The 15,205-nt window shown below is 68.7% G+C and carries 15 protein-coding genes; 9 read left to right on the plus strand and 6 right to left on the minus strand.

The window, feature by feature from the left end; translation table 11 throughout:
* Window positions 1-5: 5 nt before the first annotated feature.
* On the minus strand, window positions 6-800 hold the full coding sequence (locus MOQ72_RS16670) for a DeoR/GlpR family DNA-binding transcription regulator (RefSeq protein WP_242184555.1): 795 nt from the start codon (window positions 798-800) through the stop codon (window positions 6-8).
* A 75-nt stretch (window positions 801-875) separates the two neighbouring features.
* On the minus strand, window positions 876-1,328 hold the full coding sequence (locus MOQ72_RS16675) for a gamma-glutamylcyclotransferase (protein WP_242184557.1): 453 nt from the start codon (window positions 1,326-1,328) through the stop codon (window positions 876-878).
* A 389-nt stretch (window positions 1,329-1,717) separates the two neighbouring features.
* Between MOQ72_RS16675 and MOQ72_RS16680 the strand changes: the two genes are divergently transcribed.
* The 3 genes from MOQ72_RS16680 (at window position 1,718) to MOQ72_RS16690 (ending at window position 5,036) form a co-directional block, all read left to right on the plus strand.
* Window positions 1,718-3,121, plus strand: coding sequence for an NAD(P)H-quinone dehydrogenase (locus MOQ72_RS16680; RefSeq protein WP_242184559.1), 1,404 nt, complete (start codon window positions 1,718-1,720; stop codon window positions 3,119-3,121).
* A gap of 248 nt (window positions 3,122-3,369) precedes the next feature.
* Window positions 3,370-3,768: a thiol-disulfide oxidoreductase DCC family protein gene (locus MOQ72_RS16685; protein ID WP_242184560.1), complete on the plus strand. Its 399-nt coding sequence runs from the start codon at window positions 3,370-3,372 to the stop codon at window positions 3,766-3,768.
* A 239-nt stretch (window positions 3,769-4,007) separates the two neighbouring features.
* Window positions 4,008-5,036 carry a tetratricopeptide repeat protein gene (locus MOQ72_RS16690; RefSeq protein ID WP_242184561.1) on the plus strand — a complete coding sequence of 343 codons (1,029 nt, stop codon included), beginning with the start codon at window positions 4,008-4,010 and terminating at the stop codon, window positions 5,034-5,036.
* A 143-nt stretch (window positions 5,037-5,179) separates the two neighbouring features.
* Here the strand turns inward: MOQ72_RS16690 and MOQ72_RS16695 are convergent, their stop codons facing one another.
* Window positions 5,180-5,866: an MBL fold metallo-hydrolase gene (locus MOQ72_RS16695; protein WP_242184562.1), complete on the minus strand. Its 687-nt coding sequence runs from the start codon at window positions 5,864-5,866 to the stop codon at window positions 5,180-5,182.
* 427 nt (window positions 5,867-6,293) lie between these two features.
* Here MOQ72_RS16695 and MOQ72_RS16700 point away from each other — a divergent pair, with 427 nt between their 5' ends.
* Complete coding sequence (locus MOQ72_RS16700) at window positions 6,294-7,478, plus strand: macrolide family glycosyltransferase (RefSeq protein WP_242184563.1); 1,185 nt, start codon at window positions 6,294-6,296, stop codon at window positions 7,476-7,478.
* Window positions 7,479-7,579: 101 nt separating this feature from the next.
* Here MOQ72_RS16700 and MOQ72_RS16705 read toward each other — a convergent pair whose 3' ends face one another.
* Window positions 7,580-8,008 carry a protein-tyrosine phosphatase family protein gene (locus MOQ72_RS16705; protein WP_242184564.1) on the minus strand — a complete coding sequence of 143 codons (429 nt, stop codon included), beginning with the start codon at window positions 8,006-8,008 and terminating at the stop codon, window positions 7,580-7,582.
* A gap of 419 nt (window positions 8,009-8,427) precedes the next feature.
* Here MOQ72_RS16705 and MOQ72_RS16710 point away from each other — a divergent pair, with 419 nt between their 5' ends.
* Window positions 8,428-9,210 carry a DUF899 domain-containing protein gene (locus MOQ72_RS16710; protein ID WP_242184565.1) on the plus strand — a complete coding sequence of 261 codons (783 nt, stop codon included), beginning with the start codon at window positions 8,428-8,430 and terminating at the stop codon, window positions 9,208-9,210.
* A 419-nt stretch (window positions 9,211-9,629) separates the two neighbouring features.
* Here the strand turns inward: MOQ72_RS16710 and MOQ72_RS16715 are convergent, their stop codons facing one another.
* Together MOQ72_RS16715 and MOQ72_RS16720 are read right to left on the minus strand one after the other, a co-directional pair.
* Window positions 9,630-10,916, minus strand: a complete 1,287-nt coding sequence (locus MOQ72_RS16715; RefSeq protein WP_242184567.1) for an amidohydrolase family protein — start codon at window positions 10,914-10,916, stop codon at window positions 9,630-9,632.
* Window positions 10,913-11,290: a MerR family transcriptional regulator gene (locus MOQ72_RS16720; protein WP_242184569.1), complete on the minus strand. Its 378-nt coding sequence runs from the start codon at window positions 11,288-11,290 to the stop codon at window positions 10,913-10,915. The genes MOQ72_RS16715 and MOQ72_RS16720 overlap by 4 nt, the downstream gene beginning before the upstream one ends.
* A 202-nt stretch (window positions 11,291-11,492) precedes the next feature.
* Between MOQ72_RS16720 and MOQ72_RS16725 the strand changes: the two genes are divergently transcribed.
* The 4 genes from MOQ72_RS16725 (at window position 11,493) to MOQ72_RS16740 (ending at window position 15,173) form a co-directional block, all read left to right on the plus strand.
* Window positions 11,493-12,815: an enolase C-terminal domain-like protein gene (locus MOQ72_RS16725; protein ID WP_242184571.1), complete on the plus strand. Its 1,323-nt coding sequence runs from the start codon at window positions 11,493-11,495 to the stop codon at window positions 12,813-12,815.
* A gap of 112 nt (window positions 12,816-12,927) precedes the next feature.
* The gene (locus MOQ72_RS16730; protein ID WP_242184572.1) at window positions 12,928-13,254 is read left to right on the plus strand and encodes an L-rhamnose mutarotase; all 327 of its coding nucleotides are present in this window, start codon (window positions 12,928-12,930) and stop codon (window positions 13,252-13,254) included.
* Window positions 13,251-14,240, plus strand: coding sequence for an aldo/keto reductase (locus MOQ72_RS16735; protein ID WP_242184573.1), 990 nt, complete (start codon window positions 13,251-13,253; stop codon window positions 14,238-14,240). Before MOQ72_RS16730 ends, MOQ72_RS16735 begins: the two co-directional genes overlap by 4 nt.
* 99 nt (window positions 14,241-14,339) lie before the next feature.
* Window positions 14,340-15,173, plus strand: coding sequence for an NAD(P)H-binding protein (locus MOQ72_RS16740; RefSeq protein WP_242184574.1), 834 nt, complete (start codon window positions 14,340-14,342; stop codon window positions 15,171-15,173).
* The last annotated feature ends 32 nt before the right edge of the window (window positions 15,174-15,205 follow it).

Consider the following 15,205-nt stretch of genomic DNA (forward strand, 5'->3'; position numbering starts at 1 on the left):
GCCGCTCAGCCTTCGGCGATTTCCAGCGCCACGCCGGAGTTCCGGAGCCCGTCGCGCAGCGGCTTCGGCGTCCCGGCATCGACCACGACGACATCGAACTCCGTCAGCGGCGCCAGCTCGTGCACCGCGCGCCGGTCGAACTTCGAGTGGTCCAGCAACAACACCCGCTTGCCCGCGGTCTCCATCAGCGCCCGTTTGACCTGGATCGTCTCTTGCGAGCGGTGCAGGCAGTGCCCGCCGACGACTGCGGTGGTGGACATGAACAGCACGTCGGAGCGCATCGTGCGGGCCATGTTCGCGGTGTGCAGGCCGAGGAACGCGTCGTAGGAGGGCTGGTAGTCGCCGCCGAGGCCGATCAGGTGCAGGCCCGGTTCGCCGCTGAGCAGGTTGATCACGGACAGGAAGTTCGTCACGACGGTCAGCGGCGCCAGCGAGGCCAGTCGTTCGGCAACCGCCAGCGCGCTGGTGCTGTCGTCGAGCGCCACGACCTGGCCAGGGGAAACGAAGTGCATCGCATGCTTGGCGATGCGGGCTTTCTCCTCGGCGGCGTCGGCGATCCGGGCCCGCACCGACGTCTCCAGGAGCGCGGTCGGGGTCGACGTCGCGCCACCGCGCACCTTGCGCAGCCACCCCTGCTTTTCGAGGACGTCCAGGTCGCGGTGGATCGTCATGCCGCTGACCCCGTGCTCGGCGGCGAGCCCTTCGATGCGGACGAAACCGCTGGCCAGCACCTCCTGGCGGATCTGCTCGCGCCGTTCCTGCTGGCTGAGCGGCGTCTCGGCGGCCTCGGTCACGGACACCCCCAACCTCGCGTGTGCAACCGAAGTGATTATCACACGCCAGGCGTGATGTTCGAACCAGATGTCACGCGCGGATCAGGGACCGACGTTGTGGCACGGACGTTTGCGCAGCTTCTCGACGTAGTCCTCGGGAGCCCCGGCGGCCTCGGCGGCATCGGCCATCACACCGAGATACCGCGCCGACGGCAGACCGCCCTCGTAAGCGTCCAGCACGTACAACCAGGCCAGCACCGCTCCGTCCAGCGTCTGCACCCGAAGCCGGAGCTTCTTGTGCATGCCCAGCTCGCCGCCTTCCCAGCTGTCGAGCTGCCGCTCGTCCTCCGGGCTGACGTCGTAGAGCACCGTGAAAACCTGTGAACCTGGCTGCTCGACGATGGTGGCGAGGGCGCCTTCCCAGCCGTAGTCCTCCCCGCCGAAGGTCAACCGCCAGTCCACCAGCCAGCCCGTTCCCGCCATCGGGGAATGCGGGGCGCGCTTCATCATCTGGGCCGGATCCATGTTGGACCCGTACGCGGCGTACAGAGGCACGCCCAACAGGGTAGCGATCGACAGCCCGAGTGGCGGAGCGGACCACGTCACGAATGTGGGTACCGAGGCGGCAATCGCGAGGAATTCCAGCGTCCGTCCGGTTTCTGGCTGCGTTCGCCGCGCCGACGTCGAAGTGCGGCACCCGCTGGTCGCGGTCGCGCCATCTGAGGTCAACTAGCCGCCTTGCAGGGGGACCCAACTCGCACCGACGCAGGCGTCTCGTGGTGAGTTGGGGTTCACGATGTCGGGGATCCGACATCGAAGTGGCGTCCGGGTTCTGCTGCGCGAACCACTCTTAGGGGGCGGTACCACCCGAATTGCCTGGACTCGCCGCAGCGTACGGTGGGCCCGGCGCCCACAAGGCAGGCGGATCCGGGGAGGAGCGCGAAGTGACCCGCATCGTGATCATGGGAGGCGGCCCCGCGGGCTACGAGGCGGCGTTGGTCGCCGCTTCGAACGGGGCGGACGTCACGCTCGTCGAGCCGGAGGGACTCGGTGGAGCATGCGTGCTCTACGACTGCGTGCCGTCGAAGACCTTCATCGCGTCCGCGGGTGCTCGGTCCGCGTTCCGGGATGCCCGGGAACTCGGCATCCGCACCAAGACCGAGGCTTCGGACGTCGACGTCGCGGTGGTGCACGGCCGGGTCAAGGGCCTCGCGCTGGCGCAGTCCGCCGACATCCGGTCCAGGGTCCGCCGCGAGGGCGTGCAGATCCTGGCGGGTCGGGCGCGGTTCACCAACCCGACCAAAGGCATGGCCGTGCACCACGTCGGGGTCGATCTCGCCGACGGCGGCTTCGAGGAGTTGACCGCGGACGTCGTGCTGATCGCCACCGGCGCCACTCCCCGGATCCTCAAGGGCGCCGAACCGGACGGGGACCGGATCCTGACCTGGCGCCAGCTCTACGACCTGCCCGACCTGCCCGAACACCTGGCCGTGATCGGTTCCGGCGTCACCGGCGTGGAGTTCGCCTCCGCCTACACCGAGATGGGCGTGAAGGTCACCATGATCTCCAGCCGCGACCGCGTGCTGCCGCACGAGGACGCGGACGCCGCGGCGGTGCTGGAGGAGGTGTTCGCGGAGCGCGGCACCGAGGTGGTCAAGCACGCGCGCGCGGAGAAGGTGCAGCGCACCGACACCGGGGTGCTGATCCACCTGGCCGATGGTCGCCAGGTGGAGGCCAGCCACGCGCTGATGACCGTTGGATCGGTGCCGAACACCACCGACATCGGCCTGGACCGGTTGGGCATCGAGCCCGACCGCGGCGGTTACATCCCGGTCGACCGGGTGTCGCGGACCAACGTGCCGGGCGTCTACGCGGCCGGTGACTGCACCGGTCTGCTGCTGCTGGCTTCGGTGGCGGGCATGCAGGGCCGCATCGCGATGTGGCACGCGCTCGGCGAAGGTGTCGCCCCGATCAAGCTCAAGACCGTGGCGGCCAACGTCTTCACCCACCCGGAGATCGCCACCGTCGGCATCAGCCAGCAGGCCATCGACTGCGGCGACGTGCCCGCGCGGACCGTGATGATGCCGTTGGCCACCAACCCGCGGGCCAAGATGGAAGGGCTGCGGCGCGGTTTCCTCAAGGTCTTCTGCCGCCCGCAGACCGGCGTGGTGGTGGGTGGCGTGGTGGTGGCGCCCAACGCCAGCGAGCTGATCCTGCCGATCGCGCTCGCGGTGCAGAACCAGGTGACCGTGGAAAACCTGGCGAACACGTTCTCGGTGTACCCGTCGCTGTCGGGTTCGCTGACCGAGGCCGGTCGTCTACTGATGCGCCACGACGACCTGGACTAAGACGGTGCGGGGTCGTCTTGCTTGGCGGTGCGGGTAGCGGAACCTCAGAGGGTTTCCCGACTCCAGGATGTATGTCCGATACGGCCACCTCCGGCACACCCACCCCGCGCGAGATCTGATCCGGCGACCGGTCCACCGCAGTCCGCGATCGTCCCCGCGAGTGGCTGTGCTGGAGCGGGTCGCGTTTGCGATCGTTGTTGGTGGGAGCACCCGCCATCGGCGGGTCCAGTGGAAGGGGGACGGCGACCATGACCGATCTGCCCGTGCTGATCTACGACGGCGACTGCGGGTTCTGCACGCGCAGCGCGCGGTTGGCGGAGCGGTTGCCGGTGCGCATGCGCATCATGCCGTGGCAGGAGGCCGATCTGGCCTCGTTCCGGACCACTGAGGATCGCGCCCGGCACGAGGTGCTGTGGGTCGCCCGCTCCGGCCGCGTGTTCGGCGGTGCGGCCGCCGTCGCGGAACTGCTCAAGAACTCCCGGATGCCGTGGCCGGTGCCCGGCTGGCTGATATCCGCACCGGTGCTGCGATTGCTGGCCGAGGGTGCGTACCGGTGGGTCGCGGCGAACCGCTACCGGTTGCCCGGCGCGACCCCAGCATGCCAGTTGCCGCCCGAAGAACGTCCGGGCTATTCAGATCGTTCCTGACCACTGTCGATTCTGGCCGAAAGTACGAGGAACGAATTCGTTCTTCCTGACCGATCGGCCGATTTGAGCTGCCAATTCGGCTGAGCCGCCGGACCCTCGCTGAGCCATAACTTTGACGTCGTCGGGGGTTCGAAGAGGCCGGGCCCTCCGCTCCAGGGGATCGGCGGAGGGCCCGGCCCACGACCAGGAATTGGTGCGTCTTGAGCACCAACGCGGCGTGAAAGGCGAGGTGGCTTGAGATGTACGGCAAGGCGTTCGCCCCGGAATACCAGGGGCAGCTCCGAGACATGTCGGTGAACACGGCTTACGAGGACGTCCTGGCGGCGGCGCGGGAGCGCGAGTTCCGCGCCGTGGACAAGGGCTCCGGCCTGGAGCTGGCCCAGGCGCGGTTGGCGGTCGCGGAGGCGTGTCGCCGCCTGGGCAAGCTCGACGAGGCCGACGCGGCGTGGCGCGGGAGCTATCGGGCGGCCCGGAGCGCGGGCGAGCCAGGTGCGATGGCGTGGGCGCTCTGGAGCGGCGGCACCCTGGCCCGGCAGCGCGGGCAGCTGACCGCGGCGGTGCGCTGGCTGAGTTCCGGACGAGACCTGGCCAAGCAGGCCGGTGATCAACTCGCCTACGGCTATTCGCTCGCCGGAATCGCCGAAACGCTTCGGATCCGCGGCGATCACGAGGAAGCACGTGAGCTGCACGAGCAGCTGCTGGCCGAAGCGCGCGAGCGCGGTGAGTGCAGGCACACGGTGTGGGCACTGGAAGGGCTCGCCCAGCTCGACCGCAATGCCGGTGATCTGGATTCCGCGTGGCAGCGGTTCGCGGAGGCCGCCAAGATCGCCAAGGAAGGTGGGGACGAACGCGGGCTCGCTTGGGCGTTGCGAGGTCTGGCCGACGTCAACTCCCTGTGCGGGGAACACGACGAGGCGTTGCGGCTGCTGACCTGGGGCGAGCACATCTGCCGCCGAATGGATCTGAGCAGTGCGCTGGCTTACAACCGCAAGATGCGCGGCAATGTCCTCTTCCGCGCGTGCTGGTACAGCGAGGCCGCTCGCACCTATCGGGACGCGCGGAAGATGTTCCGGTCCATCAACGAGCCACGTGGCGCGGCACTGGCCGAGTTGGGCTTGTTGAAGAGCCTCGACAAGCTGGGCCGTCCACGACCAGCCACCGAGCGTGAGCTGTACGCCCTGCTGGACACATTGGACAGTCGCGAACTGCGGCACACCAAGCGAATGGTGGAGGAGGCGATCATCGAGATGCGAGAGATGGCGGCATGAGCCGAGTCGCGCGTCGAACGTCGGTCTGAGGTCCTGTCTGCTGGTGCTGCTCTTGGTTGCGGTCGTTATTTCCGCGTCGTTCTTCGGCGTCGCGGTCGCGATCAGTCGTAACTGGACTTCGGAGTACGCCGAACCGTTGTGGGCTACTCGGTGAGTTGTGCCGCTGTTGCACGAAGTTCCGCACCGGCGTGCTCGATGATCGGTTCTCCGTGACCGAAGCACACGACCTCGGTGTCGAGTTCGGCGAGGCGGTGGAACGACTCGATCGCTCGGACACGATCCGTGTTGAAGGTGCCGAGCATCACCTCGTTGACGTTGGCGATGGTGTCCCCGGTGAACAGAATTCGGCTCCTTGACAAATAAACAGCGATGCTCCCATCTGTGTGACCTGGAATGGAAAGCACGCGGGCGCCGCCCGCGAAGTCGAGCACGTCGCCTTCCGCGAGTTCCTGGTCGACCGGGCAGGGCGGGGGCGGCGGGACGGTCGGGACGATGCTGTCGAACAGGGGCCGCTCCCAGTCGAGCAGCACCGGGTCGGGTCGCGGCCGCTCGCCCCGGACGATCGGCGCGTCCAGCCCGTGCGCCAGCACGGGCGCCCCGGTCGCCGCCCGGAGCTCGGCGGCGGAACCGACGTGGTCCTCGTGCCCGTGGGTGAGGACGATGCGTTCCAGTTCGGCGTCGAGTTCGGTCAGGAGAGCGACGATGGCCGAACCGGAACCGGCGATCCCGGTGTCGATGAGGGTCGCCGAGCGGCCCTCCCGCCACAGGTACGCCTGGCCGAATTCGAACCGCAACAGCAACAGGTTCGGCACCACGGTGACGACGTCCACGTCAGCCACGGTAGAACTCGGAACCCGCCAGCGGCGCCGCTTTCGTTGCTGGCGAACAGGATCCTGGGGTCCTGGTCACACCAACGCGCAATTGACGCGACATCCCGCGTCGGGGTGCGTTAGCCTGGGCACATGGCGCAGGTGCAGCTCTACCTCTGATCAGTCCGCTTCCAAAGCGGCAGTGCAAGGCGGCTTTGGTCCGCCTGTTTCGCGGCGCTTCGACGCGCACCCGGATTCCGGTTCCGGAGTCCCATCGCCTGCTCACGAATCCGAGTTCCCGAGCTCGGCCATCGCTTCCTGGTGGCCCCGCTCCGCTGCTCGGTTCCGTCGACGGGTTCGGTGCGGTCGTTGCGGCGCGGCAATCCGAGTGAACACTTTCCGCGCCGCTCGCTGCGTCGAGGGCGTTTCTGATCAGGAGTGGAAAAACATGGCCAAGATGGCCCAGAACAGCTATCGCACCCGGCCCGCGCACATCGCCTTCGTCTCCATCCCGGCGCACGGGCACGTCAATCCGGGGCTCGGCCTGGTCACCGAGTTGGTGAGCCGCGGGCACCGCGTCAGCTACGCCACGACCGACGACTTCGCCGCGCAGGTGGCGGAGGCCGGTGCGATCCCGGTCCGCTACACCTCCCTGCTGCCGGGGCCGTCGGCTGCGACCCAGGAGTGGCCGGACGAGGAGGTCGCGGCCCAGATGATGTTCCTGGCCGAGACCAAGGCCGTGCTGCCGCAGCTCGAACGGGCGTACGCGGCGGACCGGCCCGATCTCATCGTCTACGACGTCGCGGCGTTCCCGGCGCTCGTGCTCGCGGAGAAATGGCGACTGCCCTGCATCCAGCTGTCCCCGACGCACGTCTACGCCGACGGGATCGAGGAGGCGTTCGACATCGAGCTGACACCGGAGAAGGTCGCGGTGCGAGCCAGGTACGACGAGTACTTCGCCCAGCAGGGGGTCGAACTGACCTTCCACGACGTGGCGGTGCCGCGGCGTTGCATCGTGACCATCCCGCGGACGTTCCAGTACTCGGGTGACCGGGCCGCGGATTCGTTCACCTTCGTCGGACCGATGTTGACCGAGCGGGCGCTCCAAGGAGATTGGCAGGCACCGGATTCCCGTCCGGTGCTGGTGATCTCACTCGGCTCGGCTTACAACGAGCGGTTGGCCTTCTACCGCAAGTGCCTGCGTGCGTTCGCCGACCTCGACTGGCATGTGGTGATGTCGGTCGGCCAGTCGGTCGATCCGGCGGAACTCGGTGAGATTCCGTCGAATTTCGAGGTGCGGCAGTGGATTCCGCAGTTGCGGGTGTTGTCGCAGGCGAGCGCGTTCATCACCCATGCGGGCATGGGCGGCACGATGGAGGGCCTGTACCACGAGGTGCCGCTGATCGCGGTGCCGCAGGCGGCCGAGCAGTTCCTGAACGCGGCCCGGATCGAGGAACTCGGCCTGGGCGTTCAGGTGGACGGCGAAACGGTCACGCCGGAGCAGCTCCGCGCCGCGTTGCAGAAGGTCAGCACGGATGAGCGGATCCGACTGCGGTTGAAGGAAATGCGGCAGGAGATCCGGGAATCCGGCGGCCTGCGGCGCGCTGTCGAAATCCTCGAAGCCCTGTTGTAGGAGACCGTGCCGAGGTGGGCTGCCGGGCCAGTCGGGCAGTCCACCGAACCGCGCAGCCGGGAAGTGACGCGGGCCGAGACGGCTGCCGGTGCGGCGGACGGCTACTGGAAGCGGGCGACGAAGCGGCGTTGCCAGGGCGTCTCCACGGCGCGTGACGCGTAGTGCTTCCGGACGTAGGCGACTGCCTCGTGGCTGGGCACGCCGTCCAGTACGGCGAGGCAGGCCAGCGCGGTGCCGGTTCGGCCGTACCCGCCACCGCAGGCGATCTCCACACGTTCTGTCTCGGAGCGCCGCCACGCCTCGCGAAGCGCATCCCCGGCCGCAGCGCGGTCGGACGGCAACCAGAAGTCCGGCCACCGAAGCCAGCGAGCTTCCCAGCGGACCGGGGCGGGTTCGCGCCCGAGCAGGTACAGCGCGAAGGCAGGCTCCGGCCCAGCTGGGAGTGGGCGTCTGAGCCCCCGGCCGCGAACCAGTCGGCCGGAGGGCAGACGCAGCACCCCCGCTGTCTCGGGGTCCCATGCACCGTTCACCGGTCCTCCAACGTGCGGATGCCCGTCCTTCAGGACGGGGCTAGGTCAGGCTAGAACTCGCGGATTGGGTGTGACGTGGTTGGTCGTCGGGCAAGCGGCGTAGCCGCTTTCTGCCGCTCTCGCAGGTTGCACCGCCGCGGGTTCTCAGAGGCATTCTCGCGAGGACAGCCCCGAAACCGCGTTGGACATGCATGATGTCGGGGATCCCGGAGTCGAGAAAGCCCCTGGGGTTCCGCTACCGCCACGCAAAACGAGTTCAGCACCCGCGCGCGTCTGTGAACTTGTCAGCCGACGTGGTCCGCGCGGGCTCAGCCGAGGGCGCCCCTGCCGCGATGAGTTCTGGCCGGGTCGCGAGTCTGTTCTGGTGACCGTCGAATGTCTTACGACGCTGCCCGGCACGAGACACCACGGAGGACACCATGACGACCACGCCGAGTGACCCGGCCGCCGCGCTGCCCGGCCGTCCGCCCGTCGTTGACCTGGCCACCTGGCAGACCGCCCGTGATGAGCTCCTGGTCCGCGAGAAGGCCCACACCCGCGAGGGCGACGCCCTCGCAGCGGCGCGACGCCGACTGCCGATGGTGGAGTTCGACGGGACGGCCGAGGTCGTCGGACCTGACGGCTCGGTCCCGTTCTTGGACCTGTTCCAGGGCCGCGACGAGCTCGTGGTCTACAAGCACATGTGGTACGACGGCGCGCCGCACCAGGGGCAGTGCGAGGGCTGCACCACCACGGCCTGGCACCTGAAGGACGCTGTCTACCTCAACGCCCGCGGCGTCTCGTTCGCCATCCTGACCACGGGCCGGTGGGCCGAGGTGGCCTCCTACGTCGAGTTCATGGGTTACACCCAGCCCTGGTACTCGGTGCGCGGTGTGGAGGCGCCGGTCGGCGGCAGCATGGGTTACATCACCTGTTTCCTGCGCGACGGCGACCGCGCGTTCCTCACCTACTCCACGACGGGCCGTGGCAACGAGCGGGTCAACGGGTCCCTCGGCCTGCTCGACATGACGCCTTACGGCCGCGGCGAAGCGTGGGAGGACAAACCCGAGGGCTGGCCCGAGGGGCGCGGCCCGTGCTGGTCCTGGCGTTCGGATGCGGACGGGAACGCCACCTGGGGCCCGACCAGCCGCCCCGTGCCGCAGTGGACCCGCCCCGGCGCGACCCCCGTGGAGTCCCTCGGTCGGCACGGCCACCACCACTGACGGGCCTTCGTCGAGGGCGTCGGCAAAGGTGTCAGGTGCCGGGCGGAACCTCCGGACGATGCGAGGGTCCGCCCGGAAGGCGAAGGACTCCTGGTAGGAGAGGGGCTGTCTGAGCTTGCGCCTCGTACGAGACTACGAGACCTTCCCAGCCTGCCACAAAGCCATGATCTGGACCGCCACCTGGCAGCTCAGCAACCGCCTCCCCCGCTGACCCAGTTCGCAGACGCTCTCTTAGTGATCTATGTGCCAGCGGTGACGTCCGCTGGGCGCGCGAATGATAGAGGCGCGATGTGCTGAGCGAGAGCCGAGCAAGCACAACAACCTCCACTCTTGACCTCGGCTGAGTGGATCGCGGGTGTTGACGGGCTGGATGATCGGGCGGCTGCCAGTGCGATCCGGCGAACGTCTCGGCAAGCGCACTAGCGAAGGTGCTCGCTGGCGGCAGCCGCGAGCCGTCGAGCCCGCGCCAGGTCGCCGACGAGTCGGCCGCCGCGTTTGACGACGCGGCCAGCGACCAGCACCGTGTCGACGTTCCCGACATGCGCGGCGAGCACGACCGCTTCGGCCGGGGCGGTGAGCGGCGCCAGGTTCACGTCGTCGGCCCGCAGCAGTACGACATCAGCGGCCTTGCCCGGAGCCAACGAACCGATCCGGTCCGACAAGCCGCTGGCGGCAGCGCCGTGCACGGTCGCCCAGGACAGAACGTCCCGTGCCGGTAGTTCGCGCCCCTGCCAGGCGCGGTGTGCCGCGACGGCCATCCGCATCTGCGTGAACATGTCGGCCGCTGCGGCGGTCTCGCTGTCCACGCTGAGGGTCGGCGCGAGGCCAGCGGCCAGCAGCCTTTCGATCGTCGGCAGACCGAGGCCGGGCATGGCCAGCTCGATCTGCGGTGCGATGGAAACGCTGACGCCGTGGTCAGCCGCCAGCGCGAGCTCGCCGTCGTGGCATCGCGAGGCGTGCACCAGTGTGATGTCCGGGCCCAGCAGTCCAGCACCGTGCAGTCGGACGACGTCGTTGTCGCCCAAGACGTGCATGGTGATCCGGAGTCCGAGTTCGCGGGCCAGTTCGAAATCGGCGGTGGTGACCTCCGGAATCGTGCTGCCCGGCCCGCGCGCACCCATGGCGAGCGTGATCAGGCCGTCGTCACCGGGAATCCGCTCACGCAGGCGGAGCAGGTCCGCCGGATGCGGCTCGGCGCTGTTCGACATCCAGCGTCGCGCATCCGTGCACGGCCAACCGTGCGCGAAGACGGCGCGGATCCCGGCGTCGCGCAACGCCTCGATGCCAGCATCGGCATGCTCGGGGGTGTTCTGCACGTGGGCCCAGTCCACGAGGGTCGTCACGCCGCTGTCCAGCGCCGCCAACGCGCCGAGCAGCGTGCCCGCGTACACGTCCTCCGGTCGCATGCGCGGGCCGATGCGGAGGAAGATCTCCTCGAAGTAGTCCGAGAAGCTCCAGTCCGCACCCCGCTGCCGCACGACGGACTGCCAGGTGTGCCGGTGGGTGTCCACGAGTCCGGGCAGCACGAGCATGCCGGTCGCGTCGATGACCTCGGCGTCGACCGCTGGCAGGGCCGGTCTGACGGCGGCGATCCGGTCGTCCTCGATGAGCAGATCTCCCCGGCCGTCAACACCCACCTGACCGTCGGGAACCGACCGGTCGAGGCCGATGAGCAGGCCGCCTCGGAGCAACGTTCGTCCGGTCATCGCTTGCCTTCCGCGGCCGCCAGTTGCCCGAACGCGTCCAGCTTGTTCGCCATGAGCCCCAGGCAGGCGTCGATCGCGGTGCGCTGGCGGAGCAGCCGGGCCTGGTGGTCCAGCAGGATCTCCCGGCGCCGGTCGATGGTGTGCTCGCCAGCGCGCATCAGGTCCAGGTACTCCCGCAGGGTGCGGATGGTCATCCCGGTCTGCCGCATCCGGATCACGAACACCGCCTGGGCGATCGTCTGTTCGTCGTAGCGCCGCCGCCCACCGGCGTCCCGCTCGACGGGCTCCAGCAAGCCCACTCGCTCGTAGTAGCGCAACGCGTTCGCACTCACGCCGCAGTGCTCGGCGGCTTCGCCCACCTGCAACAAGTCCACGAAACCAAACTAGGAGTTCGCGTGCGGGCGAAGTCAACAACCGAAGCCAGCGGCCCGGTGACCAGGTCGTCTCGCCCGGCCGGGCCCTCGAGTCACGAATGCGGGTGATCTTGGAATTCGCCGCAGCGGTCGCTATACCTGTTGAAGAGGCACACCCGTTGCCGGGAGGTCCGGTGGACGTGCAGGAAGCGAGGTGGGCCTGATGGCTGCGACGATCACCGGCCTGCGGACCTACGACATCCGATTCCCCACTTCTCGCGAATTGGACGGTTCGGACGCGATGAACCCGGACCCGGATTATTCGGCGTCCTACGTGGTGCTCGACACGGATGCGGGCGACGCCCTCGAAGGCCACGGCTTCGCCTTCACCATCGGCCGTGGGAACGACGTGCAGACCGCCGCGATCCACGCCTTGGAACCCTTCGTGGTCTCTCGGCCGCTCCAGGAGACCTTGGACGACCTCGGCGGCATGTGGCGGGCGTTGGTGCACGACTCCCAACTGCGCTGGCTGGGCCCGGAAAAGGGCGTCGTGCACATGGCGATCGCGGCCGTGATCAACGCGCTGTGGGATCTGAAGGCGAAGCGGGCGGGCAAGCCGCTGTGGCAACTGCTGGCCGAGCTGACCCCGGAGCAGATCGTCGATCTCGTCGATTTCCGGTACCTCAGCGACGCCCTGACCCCGAGTGAGGCGCTGGAGATCCTGCGCCGGGCAGAGCCGGGCCGGGCGGCCCGCGCGGCAGCGCTGCGGGATCGCGGCTACCCGGCGTACACCACGACACCGGGCTGGCTCGGATATTCCGACGACAAGCTGCGGCGGCTCTGCCAGGAAGCCGTTGAGCAGGGGTTCCGGCAACTGAAGCTCAAGGTCGGGTCGAACCTGGCGGACGACGTCCGGCGGATGCGGATAGCCCGTGAGGCGGTCGGCCCGGACGTCCGCATCGCCGTGGACGCCAACCAGCGCTGGGACGTGGATACCGCGATCGCCTGGGTCCGCGAACTGGCACCGTTCGACCCGTGGTGGGTGGAGGAGCCGACCAGCCCGGACGACGTGCTCGGGCACGCGGCCATCGCGAAGGCGATTGCTCCGGTCCGGGTCGCCACCGGCGAGCACGTGCCGAACCGCGTGGTGTTCAAGCAGTTGTTGCAGGCCAACGCCTTGTCCTACCTGCAGTTGGACGCGGCGCGGGTGGCCGGGGTCAACGAGAACGTGGCGATTCTGCTGCTGGCGGCGAAGTTCGGCGTTCCGGTGTGCCCGCATGCTGGCGGGGTCGGCCTGTGCGAACTGGTGCAGCACCTGGCCATGTTCGACTTCGTCGCGGTGTCGGCGTCGATGGACGACCGGATCATCGAATACGTCGACCACCTGCACGAGCACTTCGTCGATCCGGTGACGCTGCGGTGCGGCCGCTACCTGGCACCGAGCCGTCCGGGGTTCTCCGCGCAGCTGCGACCAGAGACGCTGGTCGACTACGCATATCCCGACGGCCCGGTGTGGACGTCGATCGCCGAGGGGACGGACGCGTGAGTGATTTCGCTGGTCGGACCTACCTCGCCGGTCCGGCAGCCGGGGCGACGACCACACCCTCGCGGTGGACGGCGGGATGCAGGGCCTGCGCAAGACTGAAGGGAAGTGGGACATGCAGCGAATCGCCTTGCGCACCAAGCTCAAGCCCGGCAAGGAAGCCGAGTACGAACGGGTGCACGCGGTGATCCCCGTCGAATTGGACGCTGCGCTGCGCGATGCTGGTGTGCACAGCTGGCGGATCTGGCGCGACGGCCAGGACCTCTTCCACGTGGTGGAGGTCGAGGACTACCAGGCGATGCGGCACGCCCTGCGCGACCATCCGGCGAATGTCGCGTGGCAGGCGGAGATGTCCGAACTGCTGGCCGTCGAGGACGACTACTCGGGCGCGGACACCGGCCTGACGCAGGTGTGGGAATTACCGACCGGGCGGGACGCATGAAGTTCCGTCGGCTGGGCGGATCGGCCGTTCCGGTCTCGGCACTCGGCTTCGGCGGTGCAGTGATCGGCAACCTCTACCACGCCGTGGACGAGGACACCGCGCTCGCGGCTGTTGCTGCGGCGTGGGACGCGGGGATCCGCTACTTCGACACCGCCCCGCACTACGGGCTCGGTCTGGCCGAGCGGCGGCTCGGTCGGGCGCTCGCCGGGAGGCCGCGGGACGAACTGGTGGTGTCCACCAAGGTCGGCAGGCTGCTGGTGCCCAGCCCGCAACGTGCCGGGTTGCGCGACGATGCGGGCTTCGACGTCCCGGCCGATCACGAAAGGGTTTGGGACTTCAGCGCAGATGGTGTGCGGCGCTCGTTGCAGGCCAGCCTGCAACGGCTCGGCCTGGACCGCATCGACGTGGTGTTGCTCCACGATCCGGATGAGCACTGGGAACAGGCCGTTGGCGAGGCGTATCCGGCCTTGCACGAGCTGCGGTCGCAAGGGGTGATCGGCGCGATCGGGGTCGGCATGAACCAGTGGCAGATGCTGGAGCGGTTCGTCACCGAGACGGACGTGGACGCCGTGCTGCTCGCTGGGCGGTACACCTTGCTCGAACAGTCCGCAGTGGACAGCATGTTGCCGATGTGCCTGCGCCGCAACGTATCGGTGCTCGCGGCCGGGGTCTTCAACGGCGGCGTGCTGGCCACCGACGAGCCGGGACCGGAAGCGATGTACGACTACGCCCCGGCTGCGCCGGAGCTGCGGGCGCGCGTGGCTCGGATGGTCGAGGTGATCCATCGGCACGGTGCGAGCCTGCCGCAGGTCGCGATGGCTTTCGTCGCGGCGCATCCGGCGGTGACCAGCGTCGTGGTGGGCGCGCGGTCGGCCGACGAGGTGCGCAGCAACGCCGAACTGTTCGATCGACCAGTACCGGCTGCGCTGTGGACCGAACTGGTCGCAGCGGGACTGGTGCGCGACGACCTGCCGCTGCCAGCCTGACGCAATTCGACATCGGGGATGATCCGGTCGCCGCCTTGATCTCCAGTGCGCTGGAGGTTCTACGTTCAGCAACTAGTAGATGAGCTGAGGGGATTGCTAATGACGGTGTTGGTGACCGGGGCGACGGGCAACGTCGGGCGATGCGTGGTCGATCGGCTGCTCGCGGCCGGGGCGCAGGTGCGGGCGTTGACGAGGCGGCCGGAAACTGCTGGGCTGCCTGATCGGGTTGAGGTGGTCGCAGGCGGTCTCGCTGACGCGGACGCACTGGCGAAGGCACTCGCTGGAGTCGACCGCGTATTCCTGTTCCCGGTTCCCGAAGGGGCCCAGACGTTCGTCGAGCAGGCGAAGGCAGCGGATGTCCGACGTGTCGTGCTGTTGTCTTCGATAGCGGTGGCATACCCCGAGAGCAACATGATCGGCGAGCGACACCGCGCTGTCGAAGAGGCCGTGGAAGCGGGCGGTTTCGAGTGGACCCACCTGCGACCCGGCCCGTTCGCGACCAACTCCTTGTCCTGGGCCGAAGCGATCCGCGCCGAAGGCGTGGTCCGCGAGCCGCACGCCGAGGCGCGACATGCACCGATCCACGAGGACGACATCGCAGCGGTGGCGGTCGCCGCCCTGCTGGAGGACGGGCACGCCGGTGTCGCCTACCCACTGAGCGGGCCGGAAGCGATCAGCCCGCCGGAACAGGTCCGCGCGATCGCCGCGGCGATCGGCCGGGAGATCCGGTTCGAGGAGGAGACCCCGGAGCAGGCCCGTGCGCGGTGGATCGGCGCCGGTGTGCCAGCTGGCATCGTCGACAGCATGCTCTCCTATCGGGCGCGAGGCGGGCAGCGCCTCGACGCGCCGGTGCCGACGGTCCAACAGGTGACTGGTCGTCCCGCGCGAACCTTCGCCGAGTGGGCCGTGGAGCACGCCGACGACTTCCGCTAACGACCCGAAAATCCAGTCGCAACGGCGGTCGG

Origin of the sequence: Saccharopolyspora soli, from assembly GCF_022678645.1 — a bacterium.
Lineage (GTDB): Bacteria > Actinomycetota > Actinomycetes > Mycobacteriales > Pseudonocardiaceae > Saccharopolyspora > Saccharopolyspora soli.

Coding starts and splice junctions, on each gene's coding strand:
- MOQ72_RS16690 (WP_242184561.1), top strand. CDS start 4,008: ATGTACGGCAAGGCGTTCGCCCCGGAATACCAGGGGCAGCTCCGAGAC.
- MOQ72_RS16700 (WP_242184563.1), top strand. CDS start 6,294: ATGGCCAAGATGGCCCAGAACAGCTATCGCACCCGGCCCGCGCACATC.
- MOQ72_RS16685 (WP_242184560.1), top strand. CDS start 3,370: ATGACCGATCTGCCCGTGCTGATCTACGACGGCGACTGCGGGTTCTGC.
- MOQ72_RS16715 (WP_242184567.1), bottom strand. CDS start 10,916: ATGACCGGACGAACGTTGCTCCGAGGCGGCCTGCTCATCGGCCTCGAC.
- MOQ72_RS16725 (WP_242184571.1), top strand. CDS start 11,493: ATGGCTGCGACGATCACCGGCCTGCGGACCTACGACATCCGATTCCCC.
- MOQ72_RS16735 (WP_242184573.1), top strand. CDS start 13,251: ATGAAGTTCCGTCGGCTGGGCGGATCGGCCGTTCCGGTCTCGGCACTC.
- MOQ72_RS16740 (WP_242184574.1), top strand. CDS start 14,340: ATGACGGTGTTGGTGACCGGGGCGACGGGCAACGTCGGGCGATGCGTG.
- MOQ72_RS16730 (WP_242184572.1), top strand. CDS start 12,928: ATGCAGCGAATCGCCTTGCGCACCAAGCTCAAGCCCGGCAAGGAAGCC.
- MOQ72_RS16710 (WP_242184565.1), top strand. CDS start 8,428: ATGACGACCACGCCGAGTGACCCGGCCGCCGCGCTGCCCGGCCGTCCG.